14 protein-coding genes are annotated in these 14,048 nt (G+C 59.9%); 5 read left to right on the top strand and 9 right to left on the bottom strand.

The annotated features are described in order from the left end of the window. The first annotated feature begins 12 nt into the window (after nucleotides 1-12). From PspS49_RS08385 to PspS49_RS08395, 3 genes are all read left to right on the top strand, one after another. Nucleotides 13-417 (top strand): hypothetical protein, encoded by a 405-nt coding sequence (locus tag PspS49_RS08385; protein ID WP_016987493.1) that lies wholly within the window; start codon nucleotides 13-15, stop codon nucleotides 415-417. 204 nt (nucleotides 418-621) lie between these two features. Continuing rightward, on the top strand, nucleotides 622-837 hold the full coding sequence (locus PspS49_RS08390) for a type II toxin-antitoxin system HicA family toxin (RefSeq protein ID WP_127926334.1): 216 nt from the start codon (nucleotides 622-624) through the stop codon (nucleotides 835-837). Next, a complete protein-coding gene (locus PspS49_RS08395) occupies nucleotides 837-1,241 on the top strand; it encodes a type II toxin-antitoxin system HicB family antitoxin (RefSeq protein ID WP_123374656.1) in 405 nt (134 codons plus the stop codon). Before PspS49_RS08390 ends, PspS49_RS08395 begins: the two co-directional genes overlap by 1 nt. 69 nt (nucleotides 1,242-1,310) lie before the next feature. Here the strand turns inward: PspS49_RS08395 and PspS49_RS08400 are convergent, their stop codons facing one another. Continuing rightward, entirely contained in the window at nucleotides 1,311-2,498 is a 1,188-nt protein-coding gene (locus PspS49_RS08400; protein ID WP_160038809.1) for an MFS transporter, read from the bottom strand. Nucleotides 2,499-2,742: 244 nt separating this feature from the next. Between PspS49_RS08400 and PspS49_RS08405 the strand changes: the two genes are divergently transcribed. Further along, nucleotides 2,743-3,363: a DUF5666 domain-containing protein gene (locus tag PspS49_RS08405; protein WP_160038811.1), complete on the top strand. Its 621-nt coding sequence runs from the start codon at nucleotides 2,743-2,745 to the stop codon at nucleotides 3,361-3,363. A gap of 239 nt (nucleotides 3,364-3,602) precedes the next feature. Here PspS49_RS08405 and PspS49_RS08410 read toward each other — a convergent pair whose 3' ends face one another. The 8 genes from PspS49_RS08410 to gcl form a co-directional block, all read right to left on the bottom strand. Continuing rightward, nucleotides 3,603-4,601: a sulfate ABC transporter substrate-binding protein gene (locus PspS49_RS08410; RefSeq protein ID WP_038363913.1), complete on the bottom strand. Its 999-nt coding sequence runs from the start codon at nucleotides 4,599-4,601 to the stop codon at nucleotides 3,603-3,605. 104 nt (nucleotides 4,602-4,705) lie between these two features. Next, entirely contained in the window at nucleotides 4,706-5,530 is an 825-nt protein-coding gene (locus PspS49_RS08415) for an ion transporter (protein WP_038363916.1), read from the bottom strand. Nucleotides 5,531-5,551: 21 nt separating this feature from the next. Beyond that, nucleotides 5,552-6,466 carry an urea transporter gene (locus PspS49_RS08420; RefSeq protein ID WP_160038813.1) on the bottom strand — a complete coding sequence of 305 codons (915 nt, stop codon included), beginning with the start codon at nucleotides 6,464-6,466 and terminating at the stop codon, nucleotides 5,552-5,554. Between the two features lie 137 nt (nucleotides 6,467-6,603). Then, nucleotides 6,604-8,019 (bottom strand): pyruvate kinase, encoded by a 1,416-nt coding sequence (gene pyk, locus PspS49_RS08425; RefSeq protein ID WP_110720781.1) that lies wholly within the window; start codon nucleotides 8,017-8,019, stop codon nucleotides 6,604-6,606. Beyond that, entirely contained in the window at nucleotides 8,016-9,290 is a 1,275-nt protein-coding gene (locus tag PspS49_RS08430) for a glycerate kinase (protein WP_160038815.1), read from the bottom strand. Before PspS49_RS08430 ends, pyk begins: the two co-directional genes overlap by 4 nt. 162 nt (nucleotides 9,291-9,452) lie before the next feature. Next, on the bottom strand, nucleotides 9,453-10,346 hold the full coding sequence (locus PspS49_RS08435) for a 2-hydroxy-3-oxopropionate reductase (RefSeq protein ID WP_007919937.1): 894 nt from the start codon (nucleotides 10,344-10,346) through the stop codon (nucleotides 9,453-9,455). 128 nt (nucleotides 10,347-10,474) lie between these two features. Beyond that, on the bottom strand, nucleotides 10,475-11,257 hold the full coding sequence (gene hyi / locus PspS49_RS08440; protein WP_077571696.1) for a hydroxypyruvate isomerase: 783 nt from the start codon (nucleotides 11,255-11,257) through the stop codon (nucleotides 10,475-10,477). Nucleotides 11,258-11,395: 138 nt separating this feature from the next. After that, entirely contained in the window at nucleotides 11,396-13,171 is a 1,776-nt protein-coding gene (gene gcl / locus PspS49_RS08445; RefSeq protein ID WP_008083509.1) for a glyoxylate carboligase, read from the bottom strand. Between the two features lie 268 nt (nucleotides 13,172-13,439). Here gcl and PspS49_RS08450 point away from each other — a divergent pair, with 268 nt between their 5' ends. After that, a complete protein-coding gene (locus tag PspS49_RS08450) occupies nucleotides 13,440-13,880 on the top strand; it encodes a heme-binding protein (RefSeq protein ID WP_160038817.1) in 441 nt (146 codons plus the stop codon). Nucleotides 13,881-14,048: the final 168 nt, after the last annotated feature.

The following is a 14,048-nucleotide window of genomic DNA, read 5'->3' on the forward strand; positions in this document are numbered from 1 at the left end:
GAAAGCACCGCCATGCACACCATCGCCCGAATCACAGTCCTCACACTGGCCCTGGGCTTGAGTGCATGTGCGGTGCAACGACCGGAACCGACGACCAACCTGCCGCCGATTCCGCCGTCACAACCGAGCCCGACCCCGTCGACCTCACCGACGCCTGGCAAAAGTATTCCGGCGAAACCGGCAAAACCCGTCCCGCGCACTTCAGCCAGCTTCGCCCCACCACCGGGCGGCAACAGCCACTGGGACCAGAAACTCGGCGTCTACGTCCTCGACGACCAGACCAATACCTTCTACCGCCAGCGCACCTACTACCGCTGGAACAACGGTTGGAGCCGCTCCGTCAGCCCCAATGGCCCGTGGGAAGACACCAACATCCACGGCGTGCCACCGGGGTTGGGCAAGCAGTTTGGGCAGTAAATGAAAACGGCGATCTTTGGATCGCCGTTTTGCTGTGTGCCTGTTGGGTTCGCACAGGAATTGCTCAAGGAGGTGCTGCGCAAAGCTCAGGGTCTAGCGTTTCAATCACACTCTGTAAAACAACCGGACGTCGCTCTCTGGATTTCTGTGCTTGAGTAAAGATAACTCTAGGGTTATTTTTAAAGGGCCAAGCCAAGGAGGCGATTGGTACAAAGCAGGCAATTGATCAAGGAGCTGGAGGAGGCTGGCTGGGCGCTGGATCGGATCACCGGCAGTCATCACATCTTCACTCACCGATACAACCCGTACACGATTCCCGTCCCTCACCCGAAAAAGGATTTGCCGCTGGGGACGGTCAAAAGCATCAGGAGGCGTGCCGGGTTGTACAACCCGCCAGCCAGTTTCGAAGGAGATCCATAATGCAATATCCAATCTGCATCGAGTGGGGTGACGAAAATACCGCCATCGGTATTCAGATCCCCGATATTCCCGGCGCCGTTACAGCAGGGGATAGCTTTGAAGATGCCTACAAGGCGGCGGTTGAAGTCGCCCACATCATGCTGCAGGAGATTGCGGCGGACGGGGAGTCGATTCCTATGCCGACTTCGGCATCCGCTCATCGCAGTAATCCCGAATTTGCCGATATGGGCTGGGGCATGCTTGAGCTGGACATTTCGCCCTATCTCGGCAAGACCGAGAAGGTCAACGTAACGCTGCCCGGTTACGTGATTCAGCGCATCGATCGTTATGTGCGCGAGCACAACGTCAAAAGCCGCTCCTCCTTTCTGGCGGATGCGGCGATGGAAAAGCTGGTTCGATATTAAGCCTCATCGCTCCCCCAGGCTCAATGAATAACCTGTGGGAGCGAGCCTGCTCGCGAAGCTTTTGCGGCCTTACGCCGTTGCCAATGAACTGCGCTGCGAAGCACTCAAAAACCGCAACAACGCCAGCAGCGGAAACAAACTGCCCACAATCACGATCCACAACCAGCCGCCATGCTCATACACCGCACTGGCCACCGATGAGCCGAAGGCGCCGCCGATGAAGATGCTGGTCATGTACAGCGCGTTCAAACGGCCACGGCTTTTCGCGTCCAGCGAGTAGACGGCGCGCTGACCGAGGACCATGTTCATCTGCACGCAGAAATCGAGCACCACGCCGGTCACGGCCAGGCCGATGACGCTGTAAGCCGGGTGAATGAAGGCGGGCAGGAAGCTCAGGCTGGCGAACAGCATGGCCAGCAGCGAAGCGATGCGAGTGTGGCCGGCGTCGGCCAGGCGTCCGCTGATCGGTGCGGCGATGGCACCGATGGCGCCGACCAGGGCGAAGATGGCGATTTCGCTTTGTGACAGGCCATGGTTGCGTGCCAGTTCCAACGGCACGGCAGTCCAGAACAGGCTGAACGTGGCGAACATGCAGCCTTGGTAAAACGCCCGTTGGCGCAGTACCGGTTGCTGGCGCAGCAACGTCCACAGCGAACCGATCAACTGACCATACGTGGCGCTGTGATCCGGCTTGCGCTTGGGCACGGTCAACGCGAGCACCACGCTGATCGCCGCCATCAGTGCGGCGGCAATCATGAACATCGCCCGCCAGCCCAAGTGGTCGGCAACCACGCTAGAAACCGGCCGCGCCAACAAAATGCCCAGCAGCAAGCCGCCCATGATCCCGCCAACCACCCGGCCACGGGATTCTTCCGGTGCCAGATGCGCCGCCAGTGGAATCAGGATCTGTACCGACACCGAGCTAAAACCGACCAACAACGAGATCAGCAGAAACACATTCGGCTGATCGGTAAACGCCGCCGCCAACAGGCTGGCAATCGCCACCACCGTGGTGATGATCATCAACCGGCGGTTTTCCAGTAGATCGCCCAGTGGCACGAGGAAGAACAGGCCCAGCGCATAACCGATCTGCGTCAGCGAGACGATGAAGCTGGCCATGGTGTCGGAGAGACCGATGTCCGGCGCGATCAGGCCGATGATCGGCTGTGCGTAGTAGATGTTGGCAACGATCGCGCCGCAGCAGAAGGCGAACAGCAGCACCATGCCTCGGGTCATTGCGTGAGTGGTGGTGGTCATAAGGTTTCTCGATCCAGCGAAAGGGAATGCGATGAGGCTAAGGGTTAATCCGCAAGGGCAGAAGGCGCCGGCGATTGATATCAGTTATTCCGTTGCGGAATGGCCGGGTGCTAGCGGCGTGTCATCCATCGGCGGGCCTTGCGTCCGACCGTTGCGGGTCAATGATACATTCACTTACATCCTGTTCGATAGCGTGCTTATGTTTGCATCGGGCTTGTTCAACATTGATGACCGGAGGATTGCAATGTTTCGTCAGCAGCTTCGCCACACCGCAACGATTGTCTTGATCACCCTGCTCGGCGCGACGAGCGTGCAGGCAGCCGATGCTCCGGGGATGCGCATCGGTGTGCGCGGAGAGATCACCGGGGTCAATACCGACAGCCTGAAAGTCCACGTCAACAGCGGCGAGAACGTGGTGATTCAGCTGACCGGCGACACCAAAATTCGCGCGGTCACCCTGGCCGATATCGAAGACATCAAACCCGGCAGCTACATCGGTTCGGCGGCGATGCCGCAAGAGGACGGCACGCTCAAGGCGCTGGAGGTGCATGTGTTTCCGCCGGAGCTGGCGGGCAGCGGTGACGGGCATCGACCGTTCGACCTGGCCAAGGGCAGCAGCATGACCAATGGCAGTGTCGGCGATCTGGTGGTGAGCAACGGGCGGGTGCTGACGGTGAACTACAAGGGCGGGCAGCAGAAAATCCTGGTGCCGGAGGATGTGCCGATCGTTAATTTGATGCCGGGGGATCGGAGCTTGCTGAAGGTTGGGGTGAAGATCGTTATGTTCGTCACGCAGAGTGCGGATGGCACGCTGACGGCGCAGTCGATTTCTGCGGGGAAGGATGGGGTGACGCCACCGATGTAAAAGCCCCTCACCCTAACCCTCTCCCGGAGGGAGAGGGGACTGATTGGGGGATGCATGAGAGGTACGCCGACCTGAACGTGCTGTGGTGAATCCATAATCGATAAGGTCTTTCAGGTCGATGTAACTCGCCAGACACCTCGGTTGGCCCCCTCTCCCTCTGGGAGAGGGCTGGGGTGAGGGTAAAGCGGCCACAAAAAAAGGCGACCTTAGTGGGTCGCCCTTTCATACCTGCTTAAACCTTACTGCCCGCTATAGATCTGATCGAAAACCCCACCATCATTGAAGTGAGTCTTCTGCACCGTACGCCAGTCACCAAAGGTCTTCTCCACCGAGAGGAAATCAACTTTCGGGAAGCGATCGGTGTACTTCGCCAGTACCGCCGGATCACGCGGACGCAGGTAGTTTGCCGCGGCAATCTCCTGACCTTGCGGCGACCACAGGTACTTCAGGTACTCATCCGCCGCCGCACGCGAACCTTTTTTGTCGACCACTTTGTCGACCACAGACACCGGCGGCTCAGCCTCAGCCGAAACACTCGGGTAGATCACTTCAAACTGATCACGACCAAACTCGCGGGCAATCATTTCCGCTTCGTTTTCGAAGGTCACCAGCACGTCGCCGATCTGGTTGGTCATGAATGTGGTGGTCGCCGCACGGCCACCGGTATCCAGCACTGGCGCTTGCTTGAACAGTTTGCCGACGAAGTCCTTGGCCTTGTTTTCGTCGCCACCGTTCTTCAGCACATAACCCCAGGCCGACAGGTAGGTGTAGCGGCCATTACCCGAGGTTTTCGGGTTTGGCACGATCACTTGCACGCCATCCTTGAGCAGATCCGGCCAGTCTTTCAGGGCTTTCGGGTTGCCTTTGCGGACGATAAACACGGTGGCCGAAGTGAACGGTGCGCTGTTGTTCGGCAGACGCGTGACCCAATTCTCCGGGACCAGTTTGCCGTTGTCGGCGAGGGCGTTGATGTCGGTGGCCATGTTCATCGTAATGACGTCAGCCGGCAGGCCATCGATCACCGAACGCGCTTGCTTGCTCGAGCCGCCGAAGGACATCTGTACGGTGATGTTTTCGTTGTGCTCGGCTTGCCAGTGTTTCTGGAACGCAGTGTTGTAGTCCTTGTAGAAATCGCGCATCACGTCGTAGGAAACGTTGAGCAGCGTCGGGGCTGCCTGGGCGATGTTGGCCAAGGCCAGGCCGGCGGCGAGAAGTGAGGCGCCAAAGAGTTTTTTCACTGCGCATTCCTTGTTTTATCTGTGTAGGAGCAGGGGGTGATATTCAATTGCCACTGACTATAACGGGGCGCGCATAGTCGTTTAAAGATTTAAAAGCTCTTTGCTTATTCCAATTTCTTGAACAACGCATTGCCACATCGCGAGCAAAATGCCGCGCCGTGTTCATGGCTGTTTTTCTTGCACACCGGGCAGTCGTGTTGCAGCTGTTCACCGCGCATGGCGTTGGCCAGTTCGGCGGTGAAAATCCCCGTCGGCACGGCGATGATCGAGTAACCGGTGATCATCACCAGTGACGAAATTACCTGACCCAGCGGGGTCTTCGGCACGATGTCGCCGAAGCCCACCGTGGTCAGCGTGACGATCGCCCAATAGATGCCTTTGGGAATGCTGGTGAAACCATGCTCCGGGCCTTCGATCACGTACATCAAGGTGCCGAACACCGTCACCAGGGTGCAGACGCTGACCAGAAACACGACGATCTTCTGCTTGCTGCCACGCAGCGCCGACATCAAGTAATTGGCTTGCTTGAGGTACGGGCTGAGCTTGAGCACACGGAAAATCCGCAACATCCGAATGATCCGGATAATCAGCAGATACTGCGCATCGCTGTAATACAGGGCGAGGATGCCCGGCACGATCGCCAGCAAATCCACCAGCCCGTAAAAGCTGAAGGCGTAGCGCAACGGCTTGGGCGAGCAGTACAGGCGCAGGATGTACTCGCCGAGAAAGATGATCGTGAAGCCCCACTCGATGTAGGCCAGCACGTTCGCGTAGTTCTGGTGAATGCTGTCGATACTGTCGAGCATCACGATCACCAGACTGGCGAGGATGATCAACAGCAGGATGCCGTCGAAGCGACGCCCGGCGCGGGTGTCGCTCTGGAAAATCATCACGTAAAGCCGTTCGCGCCAACTGTTGCTGCTGTCCATGGATAACGCCTGAATCGAAGATCAGCGCAGCCTAGGTTGATTCTCCCCGTGAGCGCAAGACGCGTTGTCGACCGAGGCTTTGCCGAGCATCTGAATACCGGCGCGGATCAGCCAGCAAGCGAGGATGAATGGCGCGGTCAGAGTGGCGAGGCCGACGGCAGCAAATAGCGGAGTGACCAGCAGCGCCAGCACGATGCCGAGTAGCGGCAGCCACGGTTGTTGGCGTTGCGAGGAGAAGGCGAGGGCGGCGAGCACGGCGTTGTAGCTGCCGAGACCGAGCAAAGCGGAGCTGGTTTCGTGATGCAGCAGGCTGGAGGCGAGGCCGATTGCAGAAGCCAGCATCGCCCAGCAAAACGCGCGACGATCAGCGATCAGCAATCCGGCAGCAATCAGCGCGCCGGCCAGCGGATGACCGAGGAACATCACTTGGCCCAAACCGCGTAGTTCGGCAGCGAGCAGATTGACCGTATTCATCTCGATCTGCGCTATCGGTGCCGAAGGTTCGGCAAACAGCAGCAATACCCAGCTCATGGCCACGAACGGCGAGGTGTAGGCCGGTATGGAGCGGCTGCTGTACACATGTTTCAGCCATTGCTGCGTGACCATCGCGCTCAAGCCGCCAGCGGCGAGAATCAGCGGTGGCAGCAGCGGCGACCACGGGAAATACAGGCTCAGCAACAGGCCAAGCAAAATGCCGTTGTAGCTGAACAGCCCGGCCTGGCGATCAGCCTTGGCGTAGTTGCGCCGTTGCGCGGTGAGCAATCCGGCGACGGCACCGAGCAGCGCTCCGGCGAACAGCACCGGCGCGGTCAGCAGGATCGCCAACAGACACAGCAGGCCGCACAGCGGATGGCGCTGGAGGAATATTTGACTGAAGCCGTTGAGCAAAGCCTCGGCCCAGTCGGGGCAGTGGGTGTTGAAATGATTGGCAGGCATGGCAGGTCATTCGATACTGATCGTTCCCACGCTCTGCGTGGGAATGCCTCAAAGGACGCTCTGCGTCTGCTCTTGGGACGCAGAGCGTCCCGGGCCGCATTCCCACGCAGAGCGTGGGAACGATCATGGTGGGGGGCTTAAATCAATGTTTCGATCCGCAGCGAGTTAGTCGAGCCCGGCTGGCCGAACGGCACGCCGGCAGTGATCAGCAGCGTGTCACCGCGCTCGGCCATACCCTGCGCCTGGGCGATTTCCAGCGCGGTCGAGCAGACTTCGTCGACCTGACGCAGGCGATCGTTGACCACCGAGTGAATCCCCCACGCCACGCTCAAACGGCGTGCGGTTTGCAGGTTCGGCGTCAGGTTGAGGATCGGCGCTTTCGGCCGCTCCCGCGCTGCACGCAAGCTCGACGTTCCCGACTCGCTGTAGTTGACCAGCACCGCCACCGGCAGCACGTTGCTGATGCGCCGGATCGCGCAACTGATGGCATCGGAAACGGTTGCCTCGGCTTTCGGCCGACTGACGTCGAGCTGGGTCTGATAATCCGGACCGTTCTCAACCTGGCGAATGATCTTGCTCATCATCTGCACGGCTTCCAGCGGGTACTCGCCGGAGGCGGTTTCCGCCGACAGCATCACCGCATCGGCACCTTCGGCCACGGCGTTGGCAACGTCCGTCACCTCAGCGCGGGTCGGAGCAGGGGAGAAGCGCATCGACTCAAGCATTTGCGTTGCCACCACCACCGGTTTGCCCAGTTCGCGGCAGGTAGTGATGATGTTTTTCTGAATCTGCGGCACGCTTTCGGCCGGCACTTCGACGCCGAGGTCACCGCGAGCCACCATGATCGCGTCGCTCAATTCAGCGATTTCACGCAGTTGCTCAACGGCCGACGGCTTCTCGATTTTCGCCATCAAAAAGGCTTTGTCGCCGATCAGTGCGCGGGCTTCGATGATGTCCTGCGGGCGCTGCACGAACGACAGCGCGACCCAGTCCACACCCAGCTCCAGACCGAAGCTCAGATCGCGGCGATCCTTGGCGGTCAGCGGGCTGAGGTCGAGCACCGCTTGCGGCACGTTGACGCCTTTGCGATCCGACAGTTCGCCGCCATTGAGCACGGTGGTATCGATCGCATCGTCGTACTTGGTGACCACGCGCAGACGCAGTTTGCCGTCGTCGAGCAGCAGATCCATGCCCGCTTCCAGCGCCGCGATGATTTCCGGATGCGGCAGATTTACCCGGCGTTCATCGCCCGGCGTCGCGTCCAGATCCAGACGGAACGCCTGCCCACGATGCAGTTGCACCTTGCCGTCGGCGAACTTGCCGACGCGCAGTTTCGGCCCCTGCAAGTCCATCAGAATGCCCAGCGGGTAGTTGAGCTGGCGCTCGACTTCGCGGATCCACTGATAGCGCTTGGCGTGGTCGGCGTGATCGCCGTGGCTGAAGTTCAGGCGGAAGATATTTACCCCGGCCTCGACCAGCTCACGGATGTCTTCAATGCCGTCGACGGCAGGCCCAAGGGTGGCGAGGATTTTGACCTTTTTATCAGGCGTCATGATTTGCAGCTCTCAAGGATCAGAATGGCGCGGAAGTCGTTGACGTTGGTGCGGGTCGGCTCGGTGACGATCAGCGCATCGAGCGCCTCGAAATAGCCGTAGCCGTTGTTGTTATCCAGCTCGTCGCTGGCGCTCAAACCGAGGGCGGCGGCGCGGGCGTAGCTGTCCGGGGTCATGATCGCGCCGGCGTTGTCTTCCGAGCCGTCGATGCCGTCGGTGTCACCGGCCAGCGCATAGACGCCGGGCTGGCCCTTGAGGCTGTCGGTGAGGCTCAGGAGAAATTCGGCGTTGCGCCCGCCACGGCCATTGCCGCGCACGGTCACGGTGGTTTCGCCGCCGGAGAGAATCACGCACGGCGCTGCCAATGGCTGACCGTGATGGATGATCTGGCGGGCGATGCCGGCGTGGACTTTCGCCACTTCACGGGATTCGCCTTCGAGGTCGCCGAGGATCAGCGTGCTGAACCCGGCCTGACGGCATTTCACCGCAGCAGCGTCCAGGGATTGCTGAGGACGGGCGATCAACTGGAAGTGGCTGCGCGCCAAGGATGGATCGCCGGGTTTGACGGTTTCCGACTCAGGGCTTTGCAGCCAGTTGCGCACGGAAGCGGGGATCTCGATGCCGTAGCGTTTGATGATCGCCAGCGCTTCAGCGGAAGTGCTTGGGTCGGCCACGGTCGGGCCGGAAGCGATGACCGTGGCGAGGTCGCCCGGTACATCGGAAATCGCGTAGGTGTAGACAGTGGCAGGCCAGCAAGCCTTGCCGAGACGGCCGCCCTTGATCGCCGAGAGGTGCTTGCGCACGCAGTTCATCTCGCCGATGGTCGCGCCGGATTTCAGCAGGGCTTTGTTGATCGACTGCTTGTCAGCGAGGGTGATGCCTTCGGCCGGCAACGCCAGCAGGGCAGAGCCGCCACCGGAGAGCAGGAAGATCACGCGGTCGTCTTCGCTCAGGTTGCTGACCAGTTCGAGCACGCGTTTGGCCACGGCCAGACCGGCAGCGTCCGGCACCGGATGTGCGGCTTCGACCACTTCGATTTTTTCGCACGGGGCGCCGTGACCGTAACGGGTCACCACCAGGCCAGACACTTCACCTTCCCAGCAACGCTCGACCACTTGCGCCATCGCGGCGGCGGCTTTGCCGGCACCGATGACGATCACCCGGCCGCTGCGATCGGCAGGCAGATGGGTTTCGAGGACCTGGTTCGGATGGGCCGCGTCGATGGCTGTGGCAAACAGCTCGCGCAGCAGTTGTTGCGGATCGACCGACATGGCGGGCTCCCAATCTTATTGTTCTTGGTTAATGCTGATGATCGTTCCCACGCTCTGCGTGGGAATGCCTCAATGGACGCTCTGCGTCTGCTTCGGCAGGGACGCGGAGCGTCCCGGGCTGCATTCCCACGCGGAGCGTGGGAACGAGCGACGGGGCAGGGCTTATTTGTTGTCGCGAATCGAGAAGTTGGCCATGTGCTCCAGACCTTTGATCAGCGCCGAGTGGTCCCAGTTGCTGCCACCGATGGCCGCGCAGGTGCTGAACACTTGCTGGGCGTTGGCGGTGTTCGGCAGGTTGATGTTCAGCTCCTTGGCGCCTTGCAGGGCCAGGTTCAGGTCCTTCTGGTGCAGGCTGATGCGGAAGCCTGGATCGAAGGTGCCTTTGATCATGCGCTCGCCGTGCACTTCAAGGATCTTCGAGGACGCGAAACCGCCCATCAGTGCTTCACGCACCTTGGCTGGATCGGCACCGTTTTTCGAAGCGAACAGCAGGGCTTCAGCCACGGCCTGAATGTTCAGCGCGACGATGATCTGGTTCGCGACTTTGGCGGTTTGACCGTCGCCATTGCCACCGACCAGGGTGATGTTCTTGCCCATGGCCTGGAACAGCGGCAATGCGCGTTCAAAGGCATCGGCGTCGCCACCGATCATGATGCTCAGGGTCGCGGCTTTGGCGCCGACTTCACCACCGGATACCGGTGCGTCGAGGTATTGCGCGCCTTTCTCGTTGATCTTCGCCGCGAACGCTTTGGTAGCGGTCGGCGAGATCGAGCTCATGTCGATGACGATTTTGCCTTTGCTCAGACCTGCGGCAACGCCGTCGGCGCGGAACAGTACGTCGTCGACCTGTGGGGTATCCGGGACCATGACGATGATGAATTCTGCTTCCTGCGCGACTTCGCGCGGGTTGGCCAGGGCGACGGCGCCAGCGGCAACCAGGTCAGCAGGGGCGGCGTCGTGGTGCGCCGACAGGAACAGGCTGTGACCGGCTTTCTGCAGGTTCGAAGCCATTGGGTGGCCCATGATGCCGGTGCCGATAAATCCGATTTTAGCCATGAGAAAATCCTCTTGTTTTTATAAACAGCCGTAGGAGCTGCCGAAGGCTGCGATCTTTTGACTTTGCTTTTGAAGGTCAAGATCAAAAGATCGCAGCCTTCGGCAGCTCCTACAGGGTCATGTGTAAGTCAGATTGCGTTGTGGGTTTTCAGCCAGCCCAGGCCTGCTTCGGTGGTGGTCAGCGGCTTGTATTCACAGCCGACCCAACCCTGATAACCGATGCGATCGAGGTGTTCGAACAGGAAGCGGTAGTTGATTTCACCGGTGCCTGGTTCGTTACGCCCAGGGTTGTCCGCGAGCTGCACATGGTTGATCTCGCCCAGGTGCGATTGCAGGGTGCGGGCCAGATCGCCTTCCATGATCTGCATGTGATAGATGTCGTATTGCAGGAACAGATTGGCGCTGCCGACCTGTTCGCGAATCGACAGGGCTTGCGCCGTGTTGTTCAGGTAGAAGCCCGGGATGTCGCGGGTGTTGATCGCTTCCATCACCAGTTTGATGCCCGCTGCCTGCAGCTTGTCGGCGGCGTATTTCAGGTTGGCGACGAAGGTCTTTTCCACGGTGGCATCGTCTACGCCTTGCGGACGGATACCGGCCAGGCAGTTGATCTGGGTGTTGCCCAGCACTTGTGCGTAAGCGATGGCCAGATCGACACCGGCGCGGAACTCTTCGACACGATCCGGCAAGCACGCGATACCGCGTTCGCCCTTGGCCCAGTCACCGGCCGGCAGGTTGAACAGCACTTGGGTCAGACCGTTGGCATCGAGCTTGGCCTTGATTTCGGCGGAGCTGAAGTCGTACGGGAACAGGTACTCGACACCGCTGAAACCAGCCTTGGCGGCGGCGTCGAAACGGGCAAGGAAATCCTGTTCGGTGAACAGCATGGACAGGTTGGCTGCGAAACGCGGCATGGTGGTCTCCCGTTCTAGATTCTCGTTCCCACGCTCTGCGTGGGAATGCCTCAATGGACGCTCTGCGTCCGCTTTGGGACGCAGAGCGTCCCGGGCTGCGTTCCCACGCAGAGCGTGGGAACGATCAGCGGTCAGCAGTTAATCAAGCAGCGAAATCGCCGTTGGCGCATCGTTGCCGACCAGCGCCAGGTCTTCGAATTCGTTGACGGCGTTGATCTCGGTACCCATGGAGATGTTGGTCACACGCTCCAGAATGATCTCGACGATCACCGGCACCTTGAACTCTTCGATCATCTGTTCGGCCTTGCGCAGGGCAGGGGCGATTTCCGAGGGTTCGAACACACGCAGTGCCTTACAGCCGAGGCCTTCAGCCACTGCGACGTGGTCAACACCGTAACCGTTGAGTTCCGGCGCGTTCAGGTTATCGAAGGACAGCTGCACGCAGTAGTCCATTTCGAACCCGCGCTGGGCCTGACGGATCAGACCCAGGTACGAGTTGTTCACCACGACGTGGATGTACGGCAGTTTGAACTGAGCGCCGACCGCCAGTTCTTCGATCATGAACTGGAAGTCATAGTCCCCCGACAGGGCCACGACTTTACGGTTCGGATCGGCCTTCACCACGCCCAGCGCTGCCGGAATGGTCCAGCCCAACGGGCCTGCCTGGCCACAGTTGATCCAGTGACGCGGCTTGTAGACGTGCAGGAACTGCGCGCCGGCAATCTGCGACAGACCAATGGTGCTGACGTAGCAGGTGTCCTTGCCGAACACCTGGTTCATTTCTTCGTAAACGCGCTGTGGTTTGACCGGCACGTTATCGAAGTGGGTTTTGCGATGCAGGCTGGCTTTGCGCTGCTGGCAGTCTTGCAGCCAGGCACTGCGGTTTTTCAGCTTGCCGGCGGCTTGCCATTCACGGGCCACTTCGATGAACACGGTCAGTGCTGCAGCGGCGTCGGAAACGATGCCCAGATCCGGCGTGAACACACGACCGATCTGCGTGCCTTCGATGTCGACGTGAATGAACTTGCGGCCTTCGGTGTAAACGTCAACCGAACCGGTGTGACGGTTGGCCCAACGGTTACCGATCCCCAACACCACGTCGGATTTCAGCATGGTCGCGTTGCCGTAACGGTGCGAAGTCTGCAAACCAACCATGCCGACCATCAACGGGTGATCGTCAGGGATGGTGCCCCAGCCCATCAGGGTCGGGATCACCGGGATGCCGGTCAGTTCAGCGAATTCAACCAGCAGATCGCTGGCGTCGGCGTTGATGATGCCGCCGCCGGCAACCAGCAGTGGACGTTCAGCCTGATCCAGCAAAGCCAGAGCCTTTTCGACCTGAACGCGGGTCGCGGTCGGTTTGGCCAATGGCAGCGGCTGGTAAGCGTCGATGTCGAATTCGATTTCGGCCATCTGCACGTCGAACGGCAGATCGATCAGCACCGGGCCTGGGCGGCCGGAGCGCATTTCAAAAAACGCTTTCTGGAACGCGTACGGCACTTGGCCCGGTTCCAGAACAGTGGTCGCCCACTTGGTCACTGGCTTGACGATGCTGGTGATGTCGACAGCCTGGAAGTCTTCCTTGTGCATACGGGCGCGGGGTGCCTGGCCGGTGATGCAGAGGATTGGAATCGAGTCGGCCGAGGCGCTGTAGAGCCCGGTGACCATGTCGGTACCGGCAGGGCCGGAAGTACCGATGCACACGCCGATGTTGCCGGCCTTGGTGCGGGTGTAGCCCTCGGCCATGTGCGAGGCGCCTTCAACGTGGCGAGCAAGGACGTGATCGATGCCACCGACTTTCTGCAAGGCGGAGTACAGCGGGTTGATGGCAGCGCCCGGGATGCCAAAAGCGGTATCAACCCCTTCACGGCGCATCACCAGAACGGCGGCTTCGATTGCTCTCATTTTGCTCATGGTTTTGTGCCTCTTTACGTTTTGTAATTGTATACAAGTGGCTTTGCGCAGATTGTATTCACGGCGGACGGCGCAGGTCAATCCATTTTCTCAAGCGCCTGTTTCATTCGTCGGAAGCCTGTCTGACTGTGGCTTTTCGTCGCATGTGGCGCTTTTCGAGAATTATTGTATACAAAAAAATAACTCATTGTGTTCTATTTGTTGCATCGGCCTGCGGCAGAAAACCGCAGGCCCACGACTTTCCCTATAACAAAATGAGAACGGCACCATGAGCGCTTTAACCTTGAAAGTCGCAGTCAACCTGGTCAACGAAGCCATCAATGCAGGGCGCGGCATCAACGCCGCGCCGCTGACCATCGCGGTACTCGATACCGGCGGCCACCTGATCGCCCTGCAACGCGAAGACGGCGCCAGCCTGCTGCGTCCGAATATCGCCATTGGCAAAGCCTGGGGCGCCATCGCCCTCGGTAAAGGCTCGCGCCTGCTCGCACTGGACGCACAACAACGCCCGGCGTTTATTGCCGCGCTCAACAGCATGGGCCAGGGCAGCGTCGTGCCGGCGCCGGGTGGTGTGTTGATTCGGGATCAGGCGGGGAATGTGCTGGGCGCGATCGGGATTAGCGGGGATTTGTCGGATATTGATGAGCAGGTGGCGATCAGGGCGGTGGAGGCGCTGGAGTTGAGGGCGGATGCGGGGGGGGCTGCTTGAATCTGCGTTGATTGAATAACCGCTATCGCGAGCAGGCTCACTCCTACAGGAATTTTTGTTCAGACACAAAATGTATGAACACCCCAGATCCCCTGTAGGAGTGAGCCTGCTCGCGATTGCTATCTACCAGACACATCCAGCCAACAGTTGACCGCTCCATTTGTCTTT

It is taken from the genome of Pseudomonas sp. S49 (genome assembly GCF_009866785.1).
Taxonomy (GTDB): domain Bacteria; phylum Pseudomonadota; class Gammaproteobacteria; order Pseudomonadales; family Pseudomonadaceae; genus Aquipseudomonas.

Coding starts and splice junctions, on each gene's coding strand:
- PspS49_RS08385 (WP_016987493.1), top strand. CDS start 13: ATGCACACCATCGCCCGAATCACAGTCCTCACACTGGCCCTGGGCTTG.
- PspS49_RS08395 (WP_123374656.1), top strand. CDS start 837: ATGCAATATCCAATCTGCATCGAGTGGGGTGACGAAAATACCGCCATC.
- PspS49_RS08400 (WP_160038809.1), bottom strand. CDS start 2,498: ATGACCACCACCACTCACGCAATGACCCGAGGCATGGTGCTGCTGTTC.
- PspS49_RS08405 (WP_160038811.1), top strand. CDS start 2,743: ATGTTTCGTCAGCAGCTTCGCCACACCGCAACGATTGTCTTGATCACC.
- PspS49_RS08415 (WP_038363916.1), bottom strand. CDS start 5,530: ATGGACAGCAGCAACAGTTGGCGCGAACGGCTTTACGTGATGATTTTC.
- PspS49_RS08420 (WP_160038813.1), bottom strand. CDS start 6,466: ATGCCTGCCAATCATTTCAACACCCACTGCCCCGACTGGGCCGAGGCT.
- pyk (WP_110720781.1), bottom strand. CDS start 8,019: ATGACGCCTGATAAAAAGGTCAAAATCCTCGCCACCCTTGGGCCTGCC.
- PspS49_RS08430 (WP_160038815.1), bottom strand. CDS start 9,290: ATGTCGGTCGATCCGCAACAACTGCTGCGCGAGCTGTTTGCCACAGCC.
- PspS49_RS08435 (WP_007919937.1), bottom strand. CDS start 10,346: ATGGCTAAAATCGGATTTATCGGCACCGGCATCATGGGCCACCCAATG.
- hyi (WP_077571696.1), bottom strand. CDS start 11,257: ATGCCGCGTTTCGCAGCCAACCTGTCCATGCTGTTCACCGAACAGGAT.
- gcl (WP_008083509.1), bottom strand. CDS start 13,171: ATGAGCAAAATGAGAGCAATCGAAGCCGCCGTTCTGGTGATGCGCCGT.
- PspS49_RS08450 (WP_160038817.1), top strand. CDS start 13,440: ATGAGCGCTTTAACCTTGAAAGTCGCAGTCAACCTGGTCAACGAAGCC.